At 62.6% G+C, this 13,590-nt stretch carries 14 protein-coding genes and 1 pseudogene; 12 read left to right on the forward strand and 3 right to left on the reverse strand.

The window, feature by feature from the left end:
• Positions 1-8: 8 nt before the first annotated feature.
• The 12 genes and pseudogenes from CAG41_RS20590 to CAG41_RS28895 form a co-directional block, all read left to right on the forward strand.
• Positions 9-947, forward strand: a complete 939-nt coding sequence (locus tag CAG41_RS20590) for a class I SAM-dependent methyltransferase (RefSeq protein ID WP_085582366.1) — start codon at positions 9-11, stop codon at positions 945-947.
• A gap of 109 nt (positions 948-1,056) precedes the next feature.
• Positions 1,057-2,847 carry a thiamine pyrophosphate-requiring protein gene (locus CAG41_RS20595; protein ID WP_085707410.1) on the forward strand — a complete coding sequence of 597 codons (1,791 nt, stop codon included), beginning with the start codon at positions 1,057-1,059 and terminating at the stop codon, positions 2,845-2,847.
• A gap of 42 nt (positions 2,848-2,889) precedes the next feature.
• A complete protein-coding gene (locus tag CAG41_RS20600) occupies positions 2,890-4,242 on the forward strand; it encodes a cytochrome ubiquinol oxidase subunit I (protein WP_256575733.1) in 1,353 nt (450 codons plus the stop codon).
• Between the two features lie 12 nt (positions 4,243-4,254).
• Positions 4,255-5,256, forward strand: a complete 1,002-nt coding sequence (cydB, locus tag CAG41_RS20605) for a cytochrome d ubiquinol oxidase subunit II (RefSeq protein WP_085656519.1) — start codon at positions 4,255-4,257, stop codon at positions 5,254-5,256.
• 242 nt (positions 5,257-5,498) lie between these two features.
• A complete protein-coding gene (locus CAG41_RS20610) occupies positions 5,499-5,753 on the forward strand; it encodes a hypothetical protein (protein WP_085582374.1) in 255 nt (84 codons plus the stop codon).
• A 207-nt stretch (positions 5,754-5,960) separates the two neighbouring features.
• The gene (locus CAG41_RS20615; RefSeq protein ID WP_085582376.1) at positions 5,961-7,154 is read left to right on the forward strand and encodes a zinc-dependent alcohol dehydrogenase; all 1,194 of its coding nucleotides are present in this window, start codon (positions 5,961-5,963) and stop codon (positions 7,152-7,154) included.
• 56 nt (positions 7,155-7,210) lie between these two features.
• Positions 7,211-7,363, forward strand: a complete 153-nt coding sequence (locus tag CAG41_RS28665) for a hypothetical protein (protein ID WP_170930031.1) — start codon at positions 7,211-7,213, stop codon at positions 7,361-7,363.
• Between the two features lie 79 nt (positions 7,364-7,442).
• Positions 7,443-7,955, forward strand: a complete 513-nt coding sequence (locus CAG41_RS20620; RefSeq protein ID WP_085582378.1) for a CinA family protein — start codon at positions 7,443-7,445, stop codon at positions 7,953-7,955.
• Positions 7,948-8,466: a hypothetical protein gene (locus CAG41_RS20625; RefSeq protein WP_085582380.1), complete on the forward strand. Its 519-nt coding sequence runs from the start codon at positions 7,948-7,950 to the stop codon at positions 8,464-8,466. The genes CAG41_RS20620 and CAG41_RS20625 overlap by 8 nt, the downstream gene beginning before the upstream one ends.
• A 7-nt stretch (positions 8,467-8,473) precedes the next feature.
• Complete coding sequence (locus CAG41_RS20630) at positions 8,474-8,929, forward strand: DUF421 domain-containing protein (RefSeq protein WP_085656517.1); 456 nt, start codon at positions 8,474-8,476, stop codon at positions 8,927-8,929.
• A gap of 105 nt (positions 8,930-9,034) precedes the next feature.
• The gene (locus tag CAG41_RS20635; RefSeq protein ID WP_085582582.1) at positions 9,035-9,253 is read left to right on the forward strand and encodes a hypothetical protein; all 219 of its coding nucleotides are present in this window, start codon (positions 9,035-9,037) and stop codon (positions 9,251-9,253) included.
• 122 nt (positions 9,254-9,375) lie between these two features.
• A pseudogene (locus CAG41_RS28895) lies at positions 9,376-9,567 on the forward strand (hypothetical protein); the annotation flags it as partial.
• 262 nt (positions 9,568-9,829) lie between these two features.
• Here CAG41_RS28895 and CAG41_RS20645 read toward each other — a convergent pair.
• The 3 genes from CAG41_RS20645 to CAG41_RS20655 all read right to left on the reverse strand — a co-directional run bounded on the left by CAG41_RS20645 (position 9,830) and on the right by CAG41_RS20655 (position 13,542).
• Entirely contained in the window at positions 9,830-10,759 is a 930-nt protein-coding gene (locus CAG41_RS20645; protein WP_170930030.1) for a transporter, read from the reverse strand.
• Positions 10,760-10,785: 26 nt separating this feature from the next.
• Positions 10,786-11,814 carry a DUF1254 domain-containing protein gene (locus CAG41_RS20650; protein ID WP_085707411.1) on the reverse strand — a complete coding sequence of 343 codons (1,029 nt, stop codon included), beginning with the start codon at positions 11,812-11,814 and terminating at the stop codon, positions 10,786-10,788.
• A gap of 222 nt (positions 11,815-12,036) precedes the next feature.
• Entirely contained in the window at positions 12,037-13,542 is a 1,506-nt protein-coding gene (locus CAG41_RS20655; protein ID WP_085707412.1) for a DUF1254 domain-containing protein, read from the reverse strand.
• Between the last annotated feature and the right edge of the window lie 48 nt (positions 13,543-13,590).

A 13,590-nucleotide genomic window follows, 5' to 3' on the forward strand; every position in this document is an offset into this window, starting at 1 on the left:
GAGGTTCCATGACCGCGCAACAGCGGATCGATCGCGAATTGCTTGAGCTGGGCATGCACCTGCGCCAAAGCGGTTACCGGTTCATCACACCGACGCCCTTGACCCACGAGCGGGTCATGCAACGGGCGCAAAGGCCCTTGGCGAAGGATCAGCGCGACGTCTTCGGCTGGTCGATGCCCTTCGACAAAGGGTTGTTTGCGGCCGACCGGTTTCAAGCGCTGGAGCGCGCAGGCATTTTCGAACAGCAAGGCTCGCTATGGCGCAGCACCGTGCGCTGGTCGTCGTTGAATGACCTGCTGTTCGTGCATTCGGCCTATCCGACCCGCCAGACCGATGCCGTGTTTTTCGGTCCGGATACTTATCGGTTTGCCCGGGCCATCGAGGCGCACCTGCAACGGCGGACGGCACCGGTGACGCGCGCGGTGGACATCGGCTGCGGCGCCGGCGTCGGCGCGGTATTGATCGCCCGGGCGCGGCCGCAGGCCCAGGTGGTCGCGGTGGACATCAATCCGCGCGCGTTGCGCTTGACCGCCGTCAATGCCGGGCTGGCCGGCACCGACAACATTGCGATTTACCATAGCGACCTGCTGGCCAGTGTCGAAGGTCGGTTTGACCTGATAGTCGCCAACCCCCCTTACATGAACGACCCGCAGCAACGTGCGTACCGTCACGGCGGCGGAGCCCTGGGAGAGGCGCTGTCGGTGCGTATCGTGCGTGAGGCGCTAGCGCGCCTGAGCGCGGGCGGCACGCTGCTGCTGTACACCGGCGTGGCCATGGTGCGCGGTGCGGATCCTTTTCTGGACCGGATCGAAGCGTTGTTCGACAGTGGTTTCAGCTGGGCCTATGAAGAGCTGGATCCGGACGTCTTCGGTGAAGAGCTGCTCGAGCCCGGCTATGGGCAGGTCGAGCGCATTGCCGTGACGCTGCTCACGGTCACCCGCAACTAATCGAAACTTCGCCGGCCGCGGGGCTGTCGAGACCTTTACACCTCCCGGGTTCGCCTGCACTGCAGGCGTGCCGGGGAAGCCATGCGCAAAGGGGACAGCGAGGGTGAACATGACAGTCACAGTGGGCGATTACCTGGTCGAGCGGCTCAGCCAATGGGGCGTGACACGAATTTTCGGTTATCCGGGGGACGGCATCAACGGGGTCTTCGGCGCGTTGAGCCGTGCGCGGGGCAAGATCGAATTCGTGCAGGCCCGACATGAAGAAATGGCCGCGTTCATGGCCTCGGCCCATGCCAAATTCACCGGAGAACTGGGCGTATGCATCGGCACCTCCGGCCCCGGCGCTTCGCACTTGATCACCGGCCTGTACGACGCCCGGCTCGATCACATGCCGGTGCTGGCGATTGTCGGGCAGCAAGCGCGTACGGCGCTGGGCAGCCACTATCAGCAAGAGCTGGATCTGGTGTCGATGTTCAAGGACGTCGCCGGTGCTTTTGTGCAGCAGGCCTCGGCACCTGCCCAAGTGCGGCATCTGCTGGATCGCGCGGTACGCACGGCGATCGGCGAGCGGCGCGTGGCCGCACTGATCCTGCCGAACGATTTGCAGGACATCGAATACAAGGCGCCGGCGCGGGCGCACGGCACAGCGCATTCCGGGGTCGGCTACTGCAAGCCGAGAATATTGCCCTACGACGCGGATCTGCAGAACGCGGCCCAGGTGCTGAACGCGGGCGAGAAGGTCGCGATGCTGGTGGGCGCCGGAGCGCTGGGGGCAAGCGATGAAGTGTTCGCGGTTGCCGAAAGGCTCGGCGCCGGTGTGGCCAAGGCTCTGCTGGGCAAAGCCGTGTTGCCGGACGAGTTGCCGTGGGTCACCGGCAGCATCGGCTTGCTGGGCACCGAGCCGAGCTACCGGTTGATGATGGAATGCGACACCTTGCTGATGGTCGGCTCGGGGTTTCCGTATGCCGAGTTCCTGCCGAAGGAGGGGCAGGCGCGCGGGGTGCAGATCGACGTGCAGCCCGACATGCTCGGCCTGCGCTATCCGATGGAGGTCAATCTGGTGGGCGACGCTGGCGAGACGCTCGCCGCGCTTGCGCCGTTGCTCGAACACAAAACCCAGCGCAAATGGCGCAAGAAGATCGAGGGCTGGCGCGCCGCTTGGGAGAAAACGCTCGAGAAGCGCGCCATGGCCAAGGCCGATCCGGTCAATCCGCAGCGGGTGGTGTACGAGTTGTCCCCGCGCCTGCCCGAGCAAGCCATTGTCACCAGCGATTCCGGCTCCTGCGCCAACTGGTTCGCCCGCGACCTGAAAATCCGCAGAGGCATGAAGTGTTCGCTTTCCGGCGGCCTGGCCTCCATGGGCGCGGCCGTGCCCTATGCGATCGCGGCAAAGTTCGCCTTCCCGCAACGCCCGGTGATTGCCCTGGTGGGCGACGGTGCGATGCAGATGAACAACATGGCCGAGCTGATCACGGTCGCCAAGTACTGGCGGCAATGGGAAAGCCCGCAATGGATCTGCGCCGTGTTCAACAACGAGGACTTGAACCAGGTCACTTGGGAGCAACGGGTGATGGAAGGCGATCCGAAGTTCGAGGCTTCGCAGGACATTCCCGATGTGCCGTATCACCTGTTTGCGATTTCCATCGGCCTCAAAGGCATTTTCGTCGATCGCGAAGAGGACGTGGCGGCAGCCTGGGAGCAGGCGTTGGCGTCGGACGTGCCGGTGCTGATCGAGTTCAAGACCGATCCGGACGTGCCGCCGCTGCCGCCGCACATCAAGTTGGAGCAGGCGAAGAAATTTGCCGCCACCTTGCTCAAGGGGGATGCCGACGAAGCCGGCGTCATCGTGCAAACGGCCAAGCAGGTACTGGGCGCGGTATTGCCCGGCAAAGCCAGATAGCGAGGTCGACCTCGGCCCATGGACACCCTCGGTTCCGCTCTCATGGCCGCGCGAATCCAGTTCGCGGTCACCATCGGTTTCCATATCGTGCTGGCGGCCTTCACCATTGGCCTGGCGAACTGGTTGATGGTGCTGGAGGCGTTGTGGCTCAAGAGCGGGCGCGAGACCTATCTGGACATCTACCGCTACTGGCTCAAGGTGTTTGCCTTGACCGTGGCGGTCGGCACTGCCTCCGGCCTGATTCTGGAGTATCAGTTCGGTCTCAACTGGTCGCGGCTGTCGGTCAAGGCCGGCGATGTTCTCGGGCCGTTGATGTTCTACGAAGTCCTCGCGGCGTTTTTTCTCGAGGCCGGCTTCCTCGGCATCATGCTGTTCGGCTTGAAGAAGGTCGGCCCGCGTCTGCATTTTTTCGCCACGTGCGCGGTGGCGGCGGGGTCGTTGATCAGTGCGTTCTGGATTCTCTCGGCCAACTCGTGGATGCACACCCCGGCGGGTTTTTCCCATGGCCCGGACGGTCGGTTCATTGCCCAGGACTGGTGGGCGATCATCTTCAATCCTTCGTTTCCCTATCGCCTGACGCACATGACGCTGGCCGCCTGCTTGGGCACCGCGACGCTGGTGGCGGGGTGCAGCGCCTGGCAGTTGCTCAAGGCCGCCGGCAACCCGCGGGTGCGCGTGCAGTTATCCATGGCGATGTGGGTGTTGACGGTGCTGACGCCGGTGCAAATCGTCGTCGGCGACTTGCATGGCCAGCACAGTCTGCAGGTGCAGCCGCAGAAAGTGGCGGCGATCGAAGGTTCATGGACGCGTCCCGCCGAGGGCGCCGGCGAGCCGCTGCGGCTCTTCGCCTGGCCCGACATGAGTGAACGACGCAATCGCTGGGAGCTGGCGATCCCGCGCATCGGTTCGCTGTACCTGACGCATGACCTGAGCGGAACCATCGCTGCGCTCGACGAGTTCGCGCCACAGGACATTCCGCCGGTGGCGCCGGTGTTCTTTGCGTTTCGGCTGATGGTCGGCCTCGGGCTGTTGATGCTCGGGCAGGGGCTGGCCAGTCTGCTGCTGCGCCGGAATAAGCGCTTGTACCGTTCTCGCCGCTGGCTAGGGGCTTGCGTGCTGATGGCGCCGGCAGGTTTCCTGGCCATGCTCAGCGGCTGGACGGTGACCGAAGTGGGGCGTCAGCCGTTCACCGTGTATGGGCTGCTGCGCACCGCCGACAGCCTGTCATCGGTGTCGCGGGCGCAAGTGGTCGGGTCGACCTGGCTGATCCTCGGGTTTTATCTGGTGGTGTTCGCGATCGGGCTTTGGGTGTTGCTGCGCCTGTTGCGTGATCCCCCGGACCGCGGCGAGCCCGGGCCGCAGCCGACGCTGCCCGACGAAACCGGGCACTCCTGAGGACGTGTGGCCATGGACACTGACGTGATGACACTGTTGTGCGCGGCGGCTCTGGCCTTTTCGATCTTGAACTACGTGCTGCTCGATGGCACCGACCTGGGCGTCGGCGTGCTGCTGGGGTTGACCCGCCGAAGCGACCACCGACGGACGATGGCCGTCAGCATCCTGCCGATCTGGGACGCCAATGAAACCTGGCTGGTGCTCGGTGGCGGCGGGTTGCTGGCGCTGTTTCCGCTGGCCTACGCGATCCTGCTGCCGGCTCTGTATCTGCCGTTCATCCTGATGTTCCTGGCCTTGATCCTGCGCGCGGTGGCCCTGGAGTTCCGGGATCATGCGCCGAGCGAGCGGCTCAAGCGCGCGGTGGACGGCGTGCTGCTGGTCGGGTCGCTGTCGGCGAGCGTGGGGCAGGGCGTGGTGCTCGGCGCGCTGGTGCAGGGCGTGCCGCATCAGGGCGGGCAGTACAGCGGCAATGGCTGGGAATGGCTCGGGCCGTTTCCGTTGTTTTGCGGCCTGGTGCTGGCGTGCGGCTATACGTGGCTGGGGGCGTGCTGGCTGTACTGGCGCACTGTCGATGAACTGCAGCAGCGTTGCGCGCATCAAGCGCGCGTGCTGGCGCTGGTGACGGTCGGGCTGTTGGGGGGACTGGTGGCCTGGACGACCACGTTGCACGGGCAGTATGCCCAGCGTCTCGAATCGCCGCTGATCGCGCTGCCGGCGGCGTCGGTGCTCGCCGGTCTGCTGGTGGGCTTCGCCGCGGGCTTTCGCAGCCGGTTTCAAGGCATGCCGTTGTTCGCGGCGCTGGGTGTCTTTGTCCTCGCGTTCGGATTGATGCTCGTCGCGCTGTACCCGCTGATCATCCCGCCCGGGTTGACCCTGCAAGCGGCCACGTCGAGCACCGGGAGTCAGGCGTTCATGCTGGTGGGGTTCGCCGTGCTGGTGCCGGTCACCCTGATCTACAACACCTATGGTTTCCGGGTTTTCAGCGGAAAAATCCATGGGGCCTCGCCACGTTGAGCACGTTCGTCGAGTCGTTGACTTCACGCTCAACGTGAAAAATTGTACGTAAGGATTTTATATGTACAGCTTTTTCCAGTGCCTTTTAGCTTTCCGGCAAACTTTCTGAATTTTTCCACACGAGCCCTCTCACTTGTTATGAGCGCAGGGAGAACCTCAGGAGCCAGGCAAGGGGCTCAGTAACCCTGCACGCGCCTTATGGCGGCCGAACACCGCCCTGACGTAGAAAAGGGAGGCAAGCGATGAGCGAGGAAATCCTGCGGCCGAGCACCAGCCATGCGTGGGACGATGAGATTGCGCGCAACACCGAAATGTTTCGCGACGCGGATCTTCTGGAGGAGCAAGCCTACCGGATCATCGACGCCGGAATGGATGAGCCGCAAGTGTGGAGCCGCTTCTCCGAAGCCAAGGCCAGGGCCGATGCCAAGCGCACGGAAGCTTACCGGGACTGGATGCGCATCAAGCGGGCGATGATGAACAAACCGGATCACCGCTGACGCCAGGGGGGCGCTGGCGGGGTGCTGTCCCGGACCGCCAGCGTGAGGCGATCATCGGACGGTGCAGGTCAGCGATGAAGGTCTCGCGAACCCACTGGCTTGCGCTCCGCTGATCCGGAATGCGCAGTGCCGAGTGAACTCGCTGGGGCTGAGTCCTTCGGAATCTGAAGAGGCACTTCTTCAATTCCAACGCCAGAGGATTCCACCATGCGAGCAATGACGTACCACGGCGCTCATGACGTCAGAGTCGAAACCGTACCGGATCCGATCATCGAGGCACCGGATGACATCATCCTTCGGGTGACGGCCACTGCGATCTGCGGTTCGGATCTGCACCTGTACCGGGGCAAGATCCCGACCGTCGAACACGGCGATATCTTTGGGCATGAGTTCATGGGCATCGTGGAGGACACCGGCCCCGCCGTCACCGCCGTGCAGCGTGGGGATCGGGTGGTGATCCCGTTCGTGATTGCCTGCGGCGACTGTTTTTTCTGCCGGCAAACGCTCTACGCAGCGTGCGAGACGACCAACACCGGTGCAGGTGCGGCCATGAACAAAAAACGGATTCCGCCGCCGGCAGCGTTGTTCGGTTACAGCCGGATGTACGGTGGCATTCCCGGCGGGCAGGCGGAGCTGGTGCGGGTGCCGAAGGCCAACACCGGACCGTTCAAGGTGCCGGGAACCCTGACGGACGAGAAGGTCCTGTTCCTGTCCGACATACTTCCGACCGCGTGGCAGGCCGTGATCAATGCGGATCTGGGGCAGGGGGCGAGCGTTGCGATCCACGGGGCAGGACCGGTGGGATTGCTCAGCGCGGCCTGCGCACGGATGCTGGGCGTCGAACGCATTTTCATGGTCGATCACCATCAGTACCGACTGGACTACGCGCGACGCACCTACGGCGTTATCCCGATCAACTTCGATGACGACGATGACCCGGCGGATACGATCATCAGCCAGACGCCCGGCAACCGGGGTGTGGACGCCGCAATCGATGCAGTGGGGTTCGAGGCCAAGGGCAGCGCCACCGAAACCATGCTGGCCACGCTCAAGCTCGAAGGCAGCAGCGGCAAGGCGCTGCGGCAGTGCATCGCGGCGGTGCGTCGGGGCGGCGTGGTCAGCGTGCCGGGCGTGTATGCCGGGTTTATCCATGGTTTCCTGTTCGGCGACGCCTTCGACAAGGGCCTGACCTTCAAGATGGGCCAGACCCACGTGCAGCGCTATCTCCCCGAGTTGCTGGGGCATATCGAAACGGGCCGGCTGCAGCCGGACGCGATCATCAGCCACCGGCTCTCCCTCGAGCAGGCGGCGGAGGGCTACAGGATTTTCGACAAGAAACAGGAAGACTGCCGCAAAGTCATCCTGACGCCGGGCGCCGGCGATGTGCCGCCGGCCGTCTGATCAAGCAGACCCGTGGCGAAAACCCTCGCCACGGGACAACTCAGCGGGAGAAGGTCATGAAAACAATCTGTGTCTGGGTAGGTCTTTGCTCGGTTTTGCTCTTGCAGGGCTGTTTTGAAGGTTCGAACGATGCGCCGAACAAGGACGGCGACAAAAGCAAGGCTTCCTTGCAGATCCAGAAGGACAAGGCCGCCGAACAGGATCGGTGATTGATTTCGCGGATACGCGGGCGCAACTCAAGCGTACCTGCGAAGGTCAACCGGACAGCACTCTCTTCGGGAAACCGCCATGTCGATTGCCAAAGACACTGTCGATTATCTGCGTACGCATTCGCTGATCCTGACCACCGCCGAGTCCTGTACGGCCGGCATGATCGTGATGGTGTTGTCCGAAGTGCAGGGCAGCGGCGACCTCATCGAATGCGGTTACGTCGTGTACTCGCCCCAGGCCAAGCGACGCCTGCTGCATGTCCGCGCGGCAACCATCTCCCGGTTCAATCTGACCAGCGTCGAGGTCGCCCGCGAAATGGCCGTGGGGGCCTTGCGCGACAGCACGGCGAATGTGGCGGTGGCGACCACCGGCATTTTGGGGCCGGACGACGTCGACGGCATTCCCGCCGGTACGGTGTGTTTCGCCTGGGCCTTTCAGGCGGCGGACAGACAATGGGTCTTCAGCCGCGAGATGCACTTCTCGGGCAGCCGTTGCGAGGTGCAGGCCGCGGCCACGGAGTTCGCGCTGATGGGGGTGCGGCGATTTCACCGCTGTATGGCGCAAGACGACGAGGGGGCTGCTCATGAGTGACGACGGCGACCATCCGGATCTGCGTAGCCGGCAGGCGCCGATCCGTGAGGACATGGCCTATCAACTGAAGGTTTGGCGCTTCGAGCGCTGCGGCTGGTATGTCCTGGTGCTGTTGGTGCTGCTGGGCCTGGCGGGACTGTTTTCCCGAGGGATGATCAGCTCCCGGGAGGTGCGCTCGGCGGACGGCAATGTCCGGGTGGGGTACGAGATGTTCCATCGCAACGGCTCGACCAACTCGATGAAGATCAGCATGGCGGCGGCGCCGGAAGCAACCGTAGAGCTGGAGCTGACCGGTGACCTGCTCGAGGGGTTCAGCATCGAGACCCTGCAGCCGGAACCGGTACGCAGCCGCAGTTCGGCCAACGGTCTGCACCTTTGGTTGCAGGCGGATACGCAAGGGGAGCTCAGCCTTTACCTGACCCTGCGCGGTGACGGTCTGGGCTTGTTCCGCAGCCATATCACTACGCCGGGTTCCGACGGTGTGACGCTCGTCCAATTCATTTTTCCATAGGTGCCCCATGGACTCGGTCTTGCGTGCGGCGGCGATGTATGTGGCCCTGATGGTGCTGTTCAAGATTGCCGGCAGGCGTTCGCTGGCGGAGCTGACGACATTCGATTTCGTGTTGCTGATGATCATTGGTGAGGCCACTCAGCAGGCCTTGCTGGGGGACGATTTCTCTCTGACCAATGCGATGCTGGTGATCGTGACGCTGATCGCCATCGATGTGGGCTTTTCCCTGCTGAAACAGCGCTCGGCTCGGGTGTCACGGCTGATTGACGGCGAACCGACGATCATCGTCGAGCACGGCAAACTGTTGCACCGCCGCCTGCGGCACGCGCGGCTGGTGGAAGCGGACGTCATGGAAGCGGCCCGTTCCAGTCAGGGCATCGAGAGGATCGAACAGATCAAGTTTGCGATCATCGAGCGTAACGGCAAGATCTCCGTCATTCCTCAAGAGGCCGGCACGACATGAGCACGTTTTCCTTCGCCCGTTCATCTGTTCGGCCGCACTCGGCAAGCCTCGCGGCTTCGAACCTGTACGGCCCGGATTATCCGGGGCTTCATGGGTGAGGTGGTTATGTCTACCGATTCGAGTTTCGAAGACCAAGCGCAAGGTTCTGTTCCCTCCAAACCTGAACCCGGTACGGAGGAGCCGACACTGGATCCTGAGGATCCCGACAAGTACGACCCGTTGAAGAATCCACCGGATGATCGTCCGCAGGACTGGCGGGATCCGGCTGAAAGGGTCACGCCGGAAGCGGATGAGCCGACGCCGCTTTCGGATGACAGACGATAAGCGAAACCCGGCCTCTGGCCGGGTTCTTGTGTGCGCCATTCGTCCATTGCGCTGCACTTGCGGCGCCCCGTGGCTTCTCACCTCTATGCACGGAATTCCCGCGCCGCAGCCGGAGAGGCATGATGGACATTGACGAGAACGCACCAGGCAATCAATCGCAGCAGGCCGTTACCCGCACAACGGACAACGAGACCGGGCACGATCCGGGACGGAGTGAACCGCAACCGCCGTTGCCGCCGGATGACGAAGCTCCGGTCGACGAAGACATGGCCGACGTCGATGCCGCAAACGCGGTAGCGACAGATCATCCCGAACCGGGAAGCACGGGCGCTCTCGGCGGCGCCGGCAAGCCTCACCGGAACCCCGAGCGCAGCGGCGACGTAGAGACACCCCGCGGCATGCCTGCCAGCGATCCTGAATCGGGTGCCTGAAGCCCAGGGGGAGGAGGGAACACCCTGCCGATCACCGATGAAAGGGGTGATCGGCATTTCAAGCCAATTGCACTGAGCCGTTCGCCTTTCACAACAAGGCCCTCGTCTATGCTTGACGGGTGTCAGAGATCCCGCAGTCGCCATTTCAGAACAAATAGGAATAAATGACTCGACCGAGTTTGCCTTCCACGCCATCCTCGTTGCGGTCAACAGCTTCCCCATAGGTCAGCTTGATCGAGGCGTTCCTGGAGAGCGTAAGACCGGCCGTCACCCCCAGTGATAAGGATCGCTGCGCATTGTCGTCATTCTCTCCGTCCGTGCGGGTTTCGCCGCCACGCCAGAACAGCATGTCCGCCGACATCCAGAATGGGCTGGCGAAGTTGTGGGTGATGTGAGCCTCACCACCGTACAACGGTGCTTGGGACTTGCGCCTGGCACCGTAGGGCGAATGATTGTCGCTGTAGAAAATCACGGCCGGAAGCAGTTCGAAGGTGGTCAGCGATGGATCCAGCCAGGAGTTGCCCAGCGCATAGGACATGGGTGCCCCCAACTGCCAAGCGTAGCGGTGGGTGCCCAAGTTGACGGCTTTGTTCGAGTCGTACTCACCGGTGGGCAAGAATACTTTGCCGAGAATGCCGAGGGAAAATCCCGGGCGATACTTCACGTACTCCTCGACGGACAATGCCGGCGACCCGATCAAGCCGAACGCCACCCCCAGTTGCGCATCGCCAAGACCCGAGCTGGACGTCGAAAGCGATTGCCTTGGCAACTCCACCGTCGCCTCGACCTCTCCGAACGGCAGCACACCGAAAACAGCGGTGGCATGCCCTGCAAGATCCACGACCTCGGTGTACTGCAGAACGCCGACATTGACATCGACTTCGCTGCCGCGGATGACCGACCCAGGCGCAGCCGACTGGTTACCGCGGGTGGCAATGCCGTGAACGGTCAGCATCTTCGTGCCGACAGGCGCCAATTGATAGGCACGAGCGCCGTCATCGGCGGCTTGTCCTTCACATGACATGCCCAGCAACAGGGAAAAAAAGACGCAATGTTTGTTTGGGTACAGAGACATGGAATGGTCCGGGCGACGGTTGTGCATCACTGGGCAGGTTGCGCTTCAGGAAACTTCCATTGCCCATCGAGGACTTCAGGGCGAGGCCGATACAGGCGCACGACGTAGTTCCAGCCGGCGGTGACGGGCAAGCAATTGGGCGTCGTGGCCTGGCATGCGCCGAACTGAATGGTGTAGGCGCCGTCCCTGTCGGGCTTGGCGGTGAGGTTGTTGAGCGAGTACGCGCCCAGCGCATTTTTTTCGAAGTAGCCATTGCGGTCGTAGACGCTCAATGACCAGAAACCGTCCACGGGGACATTCTTGACCGTCAGCTTGTAGGGCGTGCGGCCGTCATTGTGCTCCGGGAACACGCTGACGTATTTGGCCGCGTAATCCGGGTTGCCTCCCCAGCCCGCGGCCGTGCCCATCAGATGCGCGATCGGGTTGACCTCCTCGCGGGTGCCGAACATGTGCGGTCCGCCGCCGAACGAGGACAATGTCTCCAGGGTCTGGCGGACTTTTGTCTGTGAAGCCGCATCCCAGGCCACGGTTTCGTATCGGCCTTTGTTGGCCTGTTCGACACCAATGGCGTCTTGTAAGCGCTGAGCGGCCTTGACGTCGTCCGGCTGCCCTGCGTTGACCAGCGTGCGCACGACGATAAATACGTATCGGGTGCCAACCTTGTCCCGGTCATAGGTATGACGCCCTGGGGTATAGGTCACCTCGGTGGTGTAGTGATCCTGGGAAATCACCTGCAGTGACATGAAGCGCTTTGCGGCCTCGGGCAAGGTGATGCTGACGGGCCCTGCGTCCAGATCGAAAACCCCTGAGGTGTACAGGGTGTCGCGGTTCATCCTCACCACGGTCTGCTTTTCGATTGCGGTCGGTTGGCGTTCATGTATCAGGGCACCGAACCCGCCTTTCTCGACGGTTCTCTTAAAGTACAGATCGGTTTCTGCACGGATGAAGTTGAACGCGTCGACTCGCACGGCAGGACTGTCGTCCGCCGATACGGCCAGTGAACACAAGCAGAGCGCCATGCAGGTGAGGGCGCGGGGGGAAACAGGTTTGCGCATGGATCTTTCCTTGAGAGCGGAGGGGCGTTCTTATCGGATTGCGATGGTCGCAATTGCTCGATCCGGAGCATCGGCGCTGCCGGTGCCTGACCACCAATCCTCAACTGACAAAAAATGTACCGCCCGCAGGATTGCCTCCATCCGAGGTTCAATCCGTCGTACGGACAAAAAGTGCCGGCCTTGCCGGGAGGCAACGCCGGTCGTCTCCAGAGGGCAGAGCGATCAGCCGAGCCTGATCAGCGTCGGACCGTCCCAGCGCAGCTCCTTCATCAAGCCGCGTGGCTCGTAGGCCCTCACCATCAACCAGAAAAGATCGCCCTTCTTGACCGGCAACCAGTTGGCGCGCTTGTCCGCGCCCGGATCCTCGGCCTGGACATAAATATCCAGGCTGCCGTCGCTGCCGTATTTCAAACCGGCTGTGCGATCTCCGATGGCATAGCGGTGGATCGGGTTATCGATGACCGTGTATTTGGCGGTATAGGCGTGCAGCGACCAAAAGGCTTCGGCATCGGGTATCTGGTCGGCGGAAAAATGCAACGTGTAACGCACATCACCGTTGAGCAGGGCGCCGGAGCCATCCTTCTGCAAGACGTGGTAAGGGTTTTCGGTCACGGGCAACGCCACTGTACCGGCCAAAGCCACTGAAGCCCGATACAGGTAGTCGTTGTCATGGAAGTAGCCCAGGGTCCGTTTGGGCAGCGTCCAGCCGTTGGCGGTATGCATTCCGGCCAGCGCCCGCGATGCCTGAATCACCGTCTGGCGTCCATCCTGCTCGGCGCGCTTGAGGCCTCTCTGGACTTCGGGGGAGAGGTGCTCGAAACCATGCTGCCCCTGGGCCAATGCAAGGCTGGCAAAACAGTTGACGAGGGTGGCGTCTTCCATGGGTGGTGGGCATTCCTGCCACATGTCCTGCAGGATCTTGAAATCGGCCAGCGGGTCTTCCGTCGGCAATGGCGGGCGAGGTAGCTCGGCTTCGACCCCGGGAACGGAGTCCGTGCCGGCCAGAAAGTCTGACAGCGGCGCGACGACGAAGCGCTGTTGAAAGTCGATGACCTTCAGACGGTCTTGTTCGTTCGCAAAGAAGATGCGCATGACATTGAACGTTTGCGGGATCTTCGCACGGACAACCAGATCGATATCGACAGGCAGCATGCCGTTCCAGTCAGGGCCGACCACCGCTACACGTCCGCCCTGGGGCAGGCTGCGCCGGCTCGGAAGACCGAAGGTCGACCCGAACAGATCGCAGAACTGAACGCTCCAGTAGCGATCGTCCATGCGGGGAATGGTGACGATGTAAGGCTGCGCACGCAGGTCCAGCCATAGACTGGAATACAACGTATCCGTTTGCGGCGCACCGGCGATGTCCGGTGTCACGGGCACATTGCGGTGCAGCCATTGCCCCCAGGTCTGGCGAACCCGCATCATCGGGTCGCCATCCATCATGCGCGAATAACGCAGGCGTGCGAAATAGATCAACGGATAGCCATAGACATAGGCTTGCATGCCCAGTTTGTAGGCTGCCTCTTCGTCCAGTGCCGCCGGGCTGGTCCAGAGCGGTCCGGCCGCGAGACCGGTCGACAGGCCGGTGGCCCCCAACACAGCCAGTGCCTTGAGCATGTCGCGTCTGCAGTACATCCCCGTGTGGGTGTCGGTCCAGTCATTCAGGCCCCAATGGCCTTCGGCTCGATTCGTGTTGTCCTGGGGGGCGCTGGCTGATTTATGCTTCATTTCTTTGATTCACCTGTTATTTTTGTTCTCGCATGAGGGGGATCCCCT

This window comes from Pseudomonas sp. B35(2017) (assembly GCF_002113645.1).
GTDB lineage: Bacteria > Pseudomonadota > Gammaproteobacteria > Pseudomonadales > Pseudomonadaceae > Aquipseudomonas > Aquipseudomonas ekonensis.

What these genes read in the sequence shown, in the direction of transcription:
- CAG41_RS20655 (WP_085707412.1), bottom strand. Translation starts at nt 13,542, where the DNA reads ATGAAGCATAAATCAGCCAGCGCCCCCCAGGACAACACGAATCGAGCC.
- CAG41_RS20610 (WP_085582374.1), top strand. Translation starts at nt 5,499, where the DNA reads ATGAGCGAGGAAATCCTGCGGCCGAGCACCAGCCATGCGTGGGACGAT.
- CAG41_RS20590 (WP_085582366.1), top strand. Translation starts at nt 9, where the DNA reads ATGACCGCGCAACAGCGGATCGATCGCGAATTGCTTGAGCTGGGCATG.
- CAG41_RS20630 (WP_085656517.1), top strand. Translation starts at nt 8,474, where the DNA reads ATGGACTCGGTCTTGCGTGCGGCGGCGATGTATGTGGCCCTGATGGTG.
- CAG41_RS20650 (WP_085707411.1), bottom strand. Translation starts at nt 11,814, where the DNA reads ATGCGCAAACCTGTTTCCCCCCGCGCCCTCACCTGCATGGCGCTCTGC.
- cydB (WP_085656519.1), top strand. Translation starts at nt 4,255, where the DNA reads ATGGACACTGACGTGATGACACTGTTGTGCGCGGCGGCTCTGGCCTTT.
- CAG41_RS20595 (WP_085707410.1), top strand. Translation starts at nt 1,057, where the DNA reads ATGACAGTCACAGTGGGCGATTACCTGGTCGAGCGGCTCAGCCAATGG.
- CAG41_RS20600 (WP_256575733.1), top strand. Translation starts at nt 2,890, where the DNA reads ATGGCCGCGCGAATCCAGTTCGCGGTCACCATCGGTTTCCATATCGTG.
- CAG41_RS20635 (WP_085582582.1), top strand. Translation starts at nt 9,035, where the DNA reads ATGTCTACCGATTCGAGTTTCGAAGACCAAGCGCAAGGTTCTGTTCCC.
- CAG41_RS20645 (WP_170930030.1), bottom strand. Translation starts at nt 10,759, where the DNA reads ATGTCTCTGTACCCAAACAAACATTGCGTCTTTTTTTCCCTGTTGCTG.
- CAG41_RS20625 (WP_085582380.1), top strand. Translation starts at nt 7,948, where the DNA reads ATGAGTGACGACGGCGACCATCCGGATCTGCGTAGCCGGCAGGCGCCG.
- CAG41_RS28665 (WP_170930031.1), top strand. Translation starts at nt 7,211, where the DNA reads ATGAAAACAATCTGTGTCTGGGTAGGTCTTTGCTCGGTTTTGCTCTTG.
- CAG41_RS20615 (WP_085582376.1), top strand. Translation starts at nt 5,961, where the DNA reads ATGCGAGCAATGACGTACCACGGCGCTCATGACGTCAGAGTCGAAACC.
- CAG41_RS20620 (WP_085582378.1), top strand. Translation starts at nt 7,443, where the DNA reads ATGTCGATTGCCAAAGACACTGTCGATTATCTGCGTACGCATTCGCTG.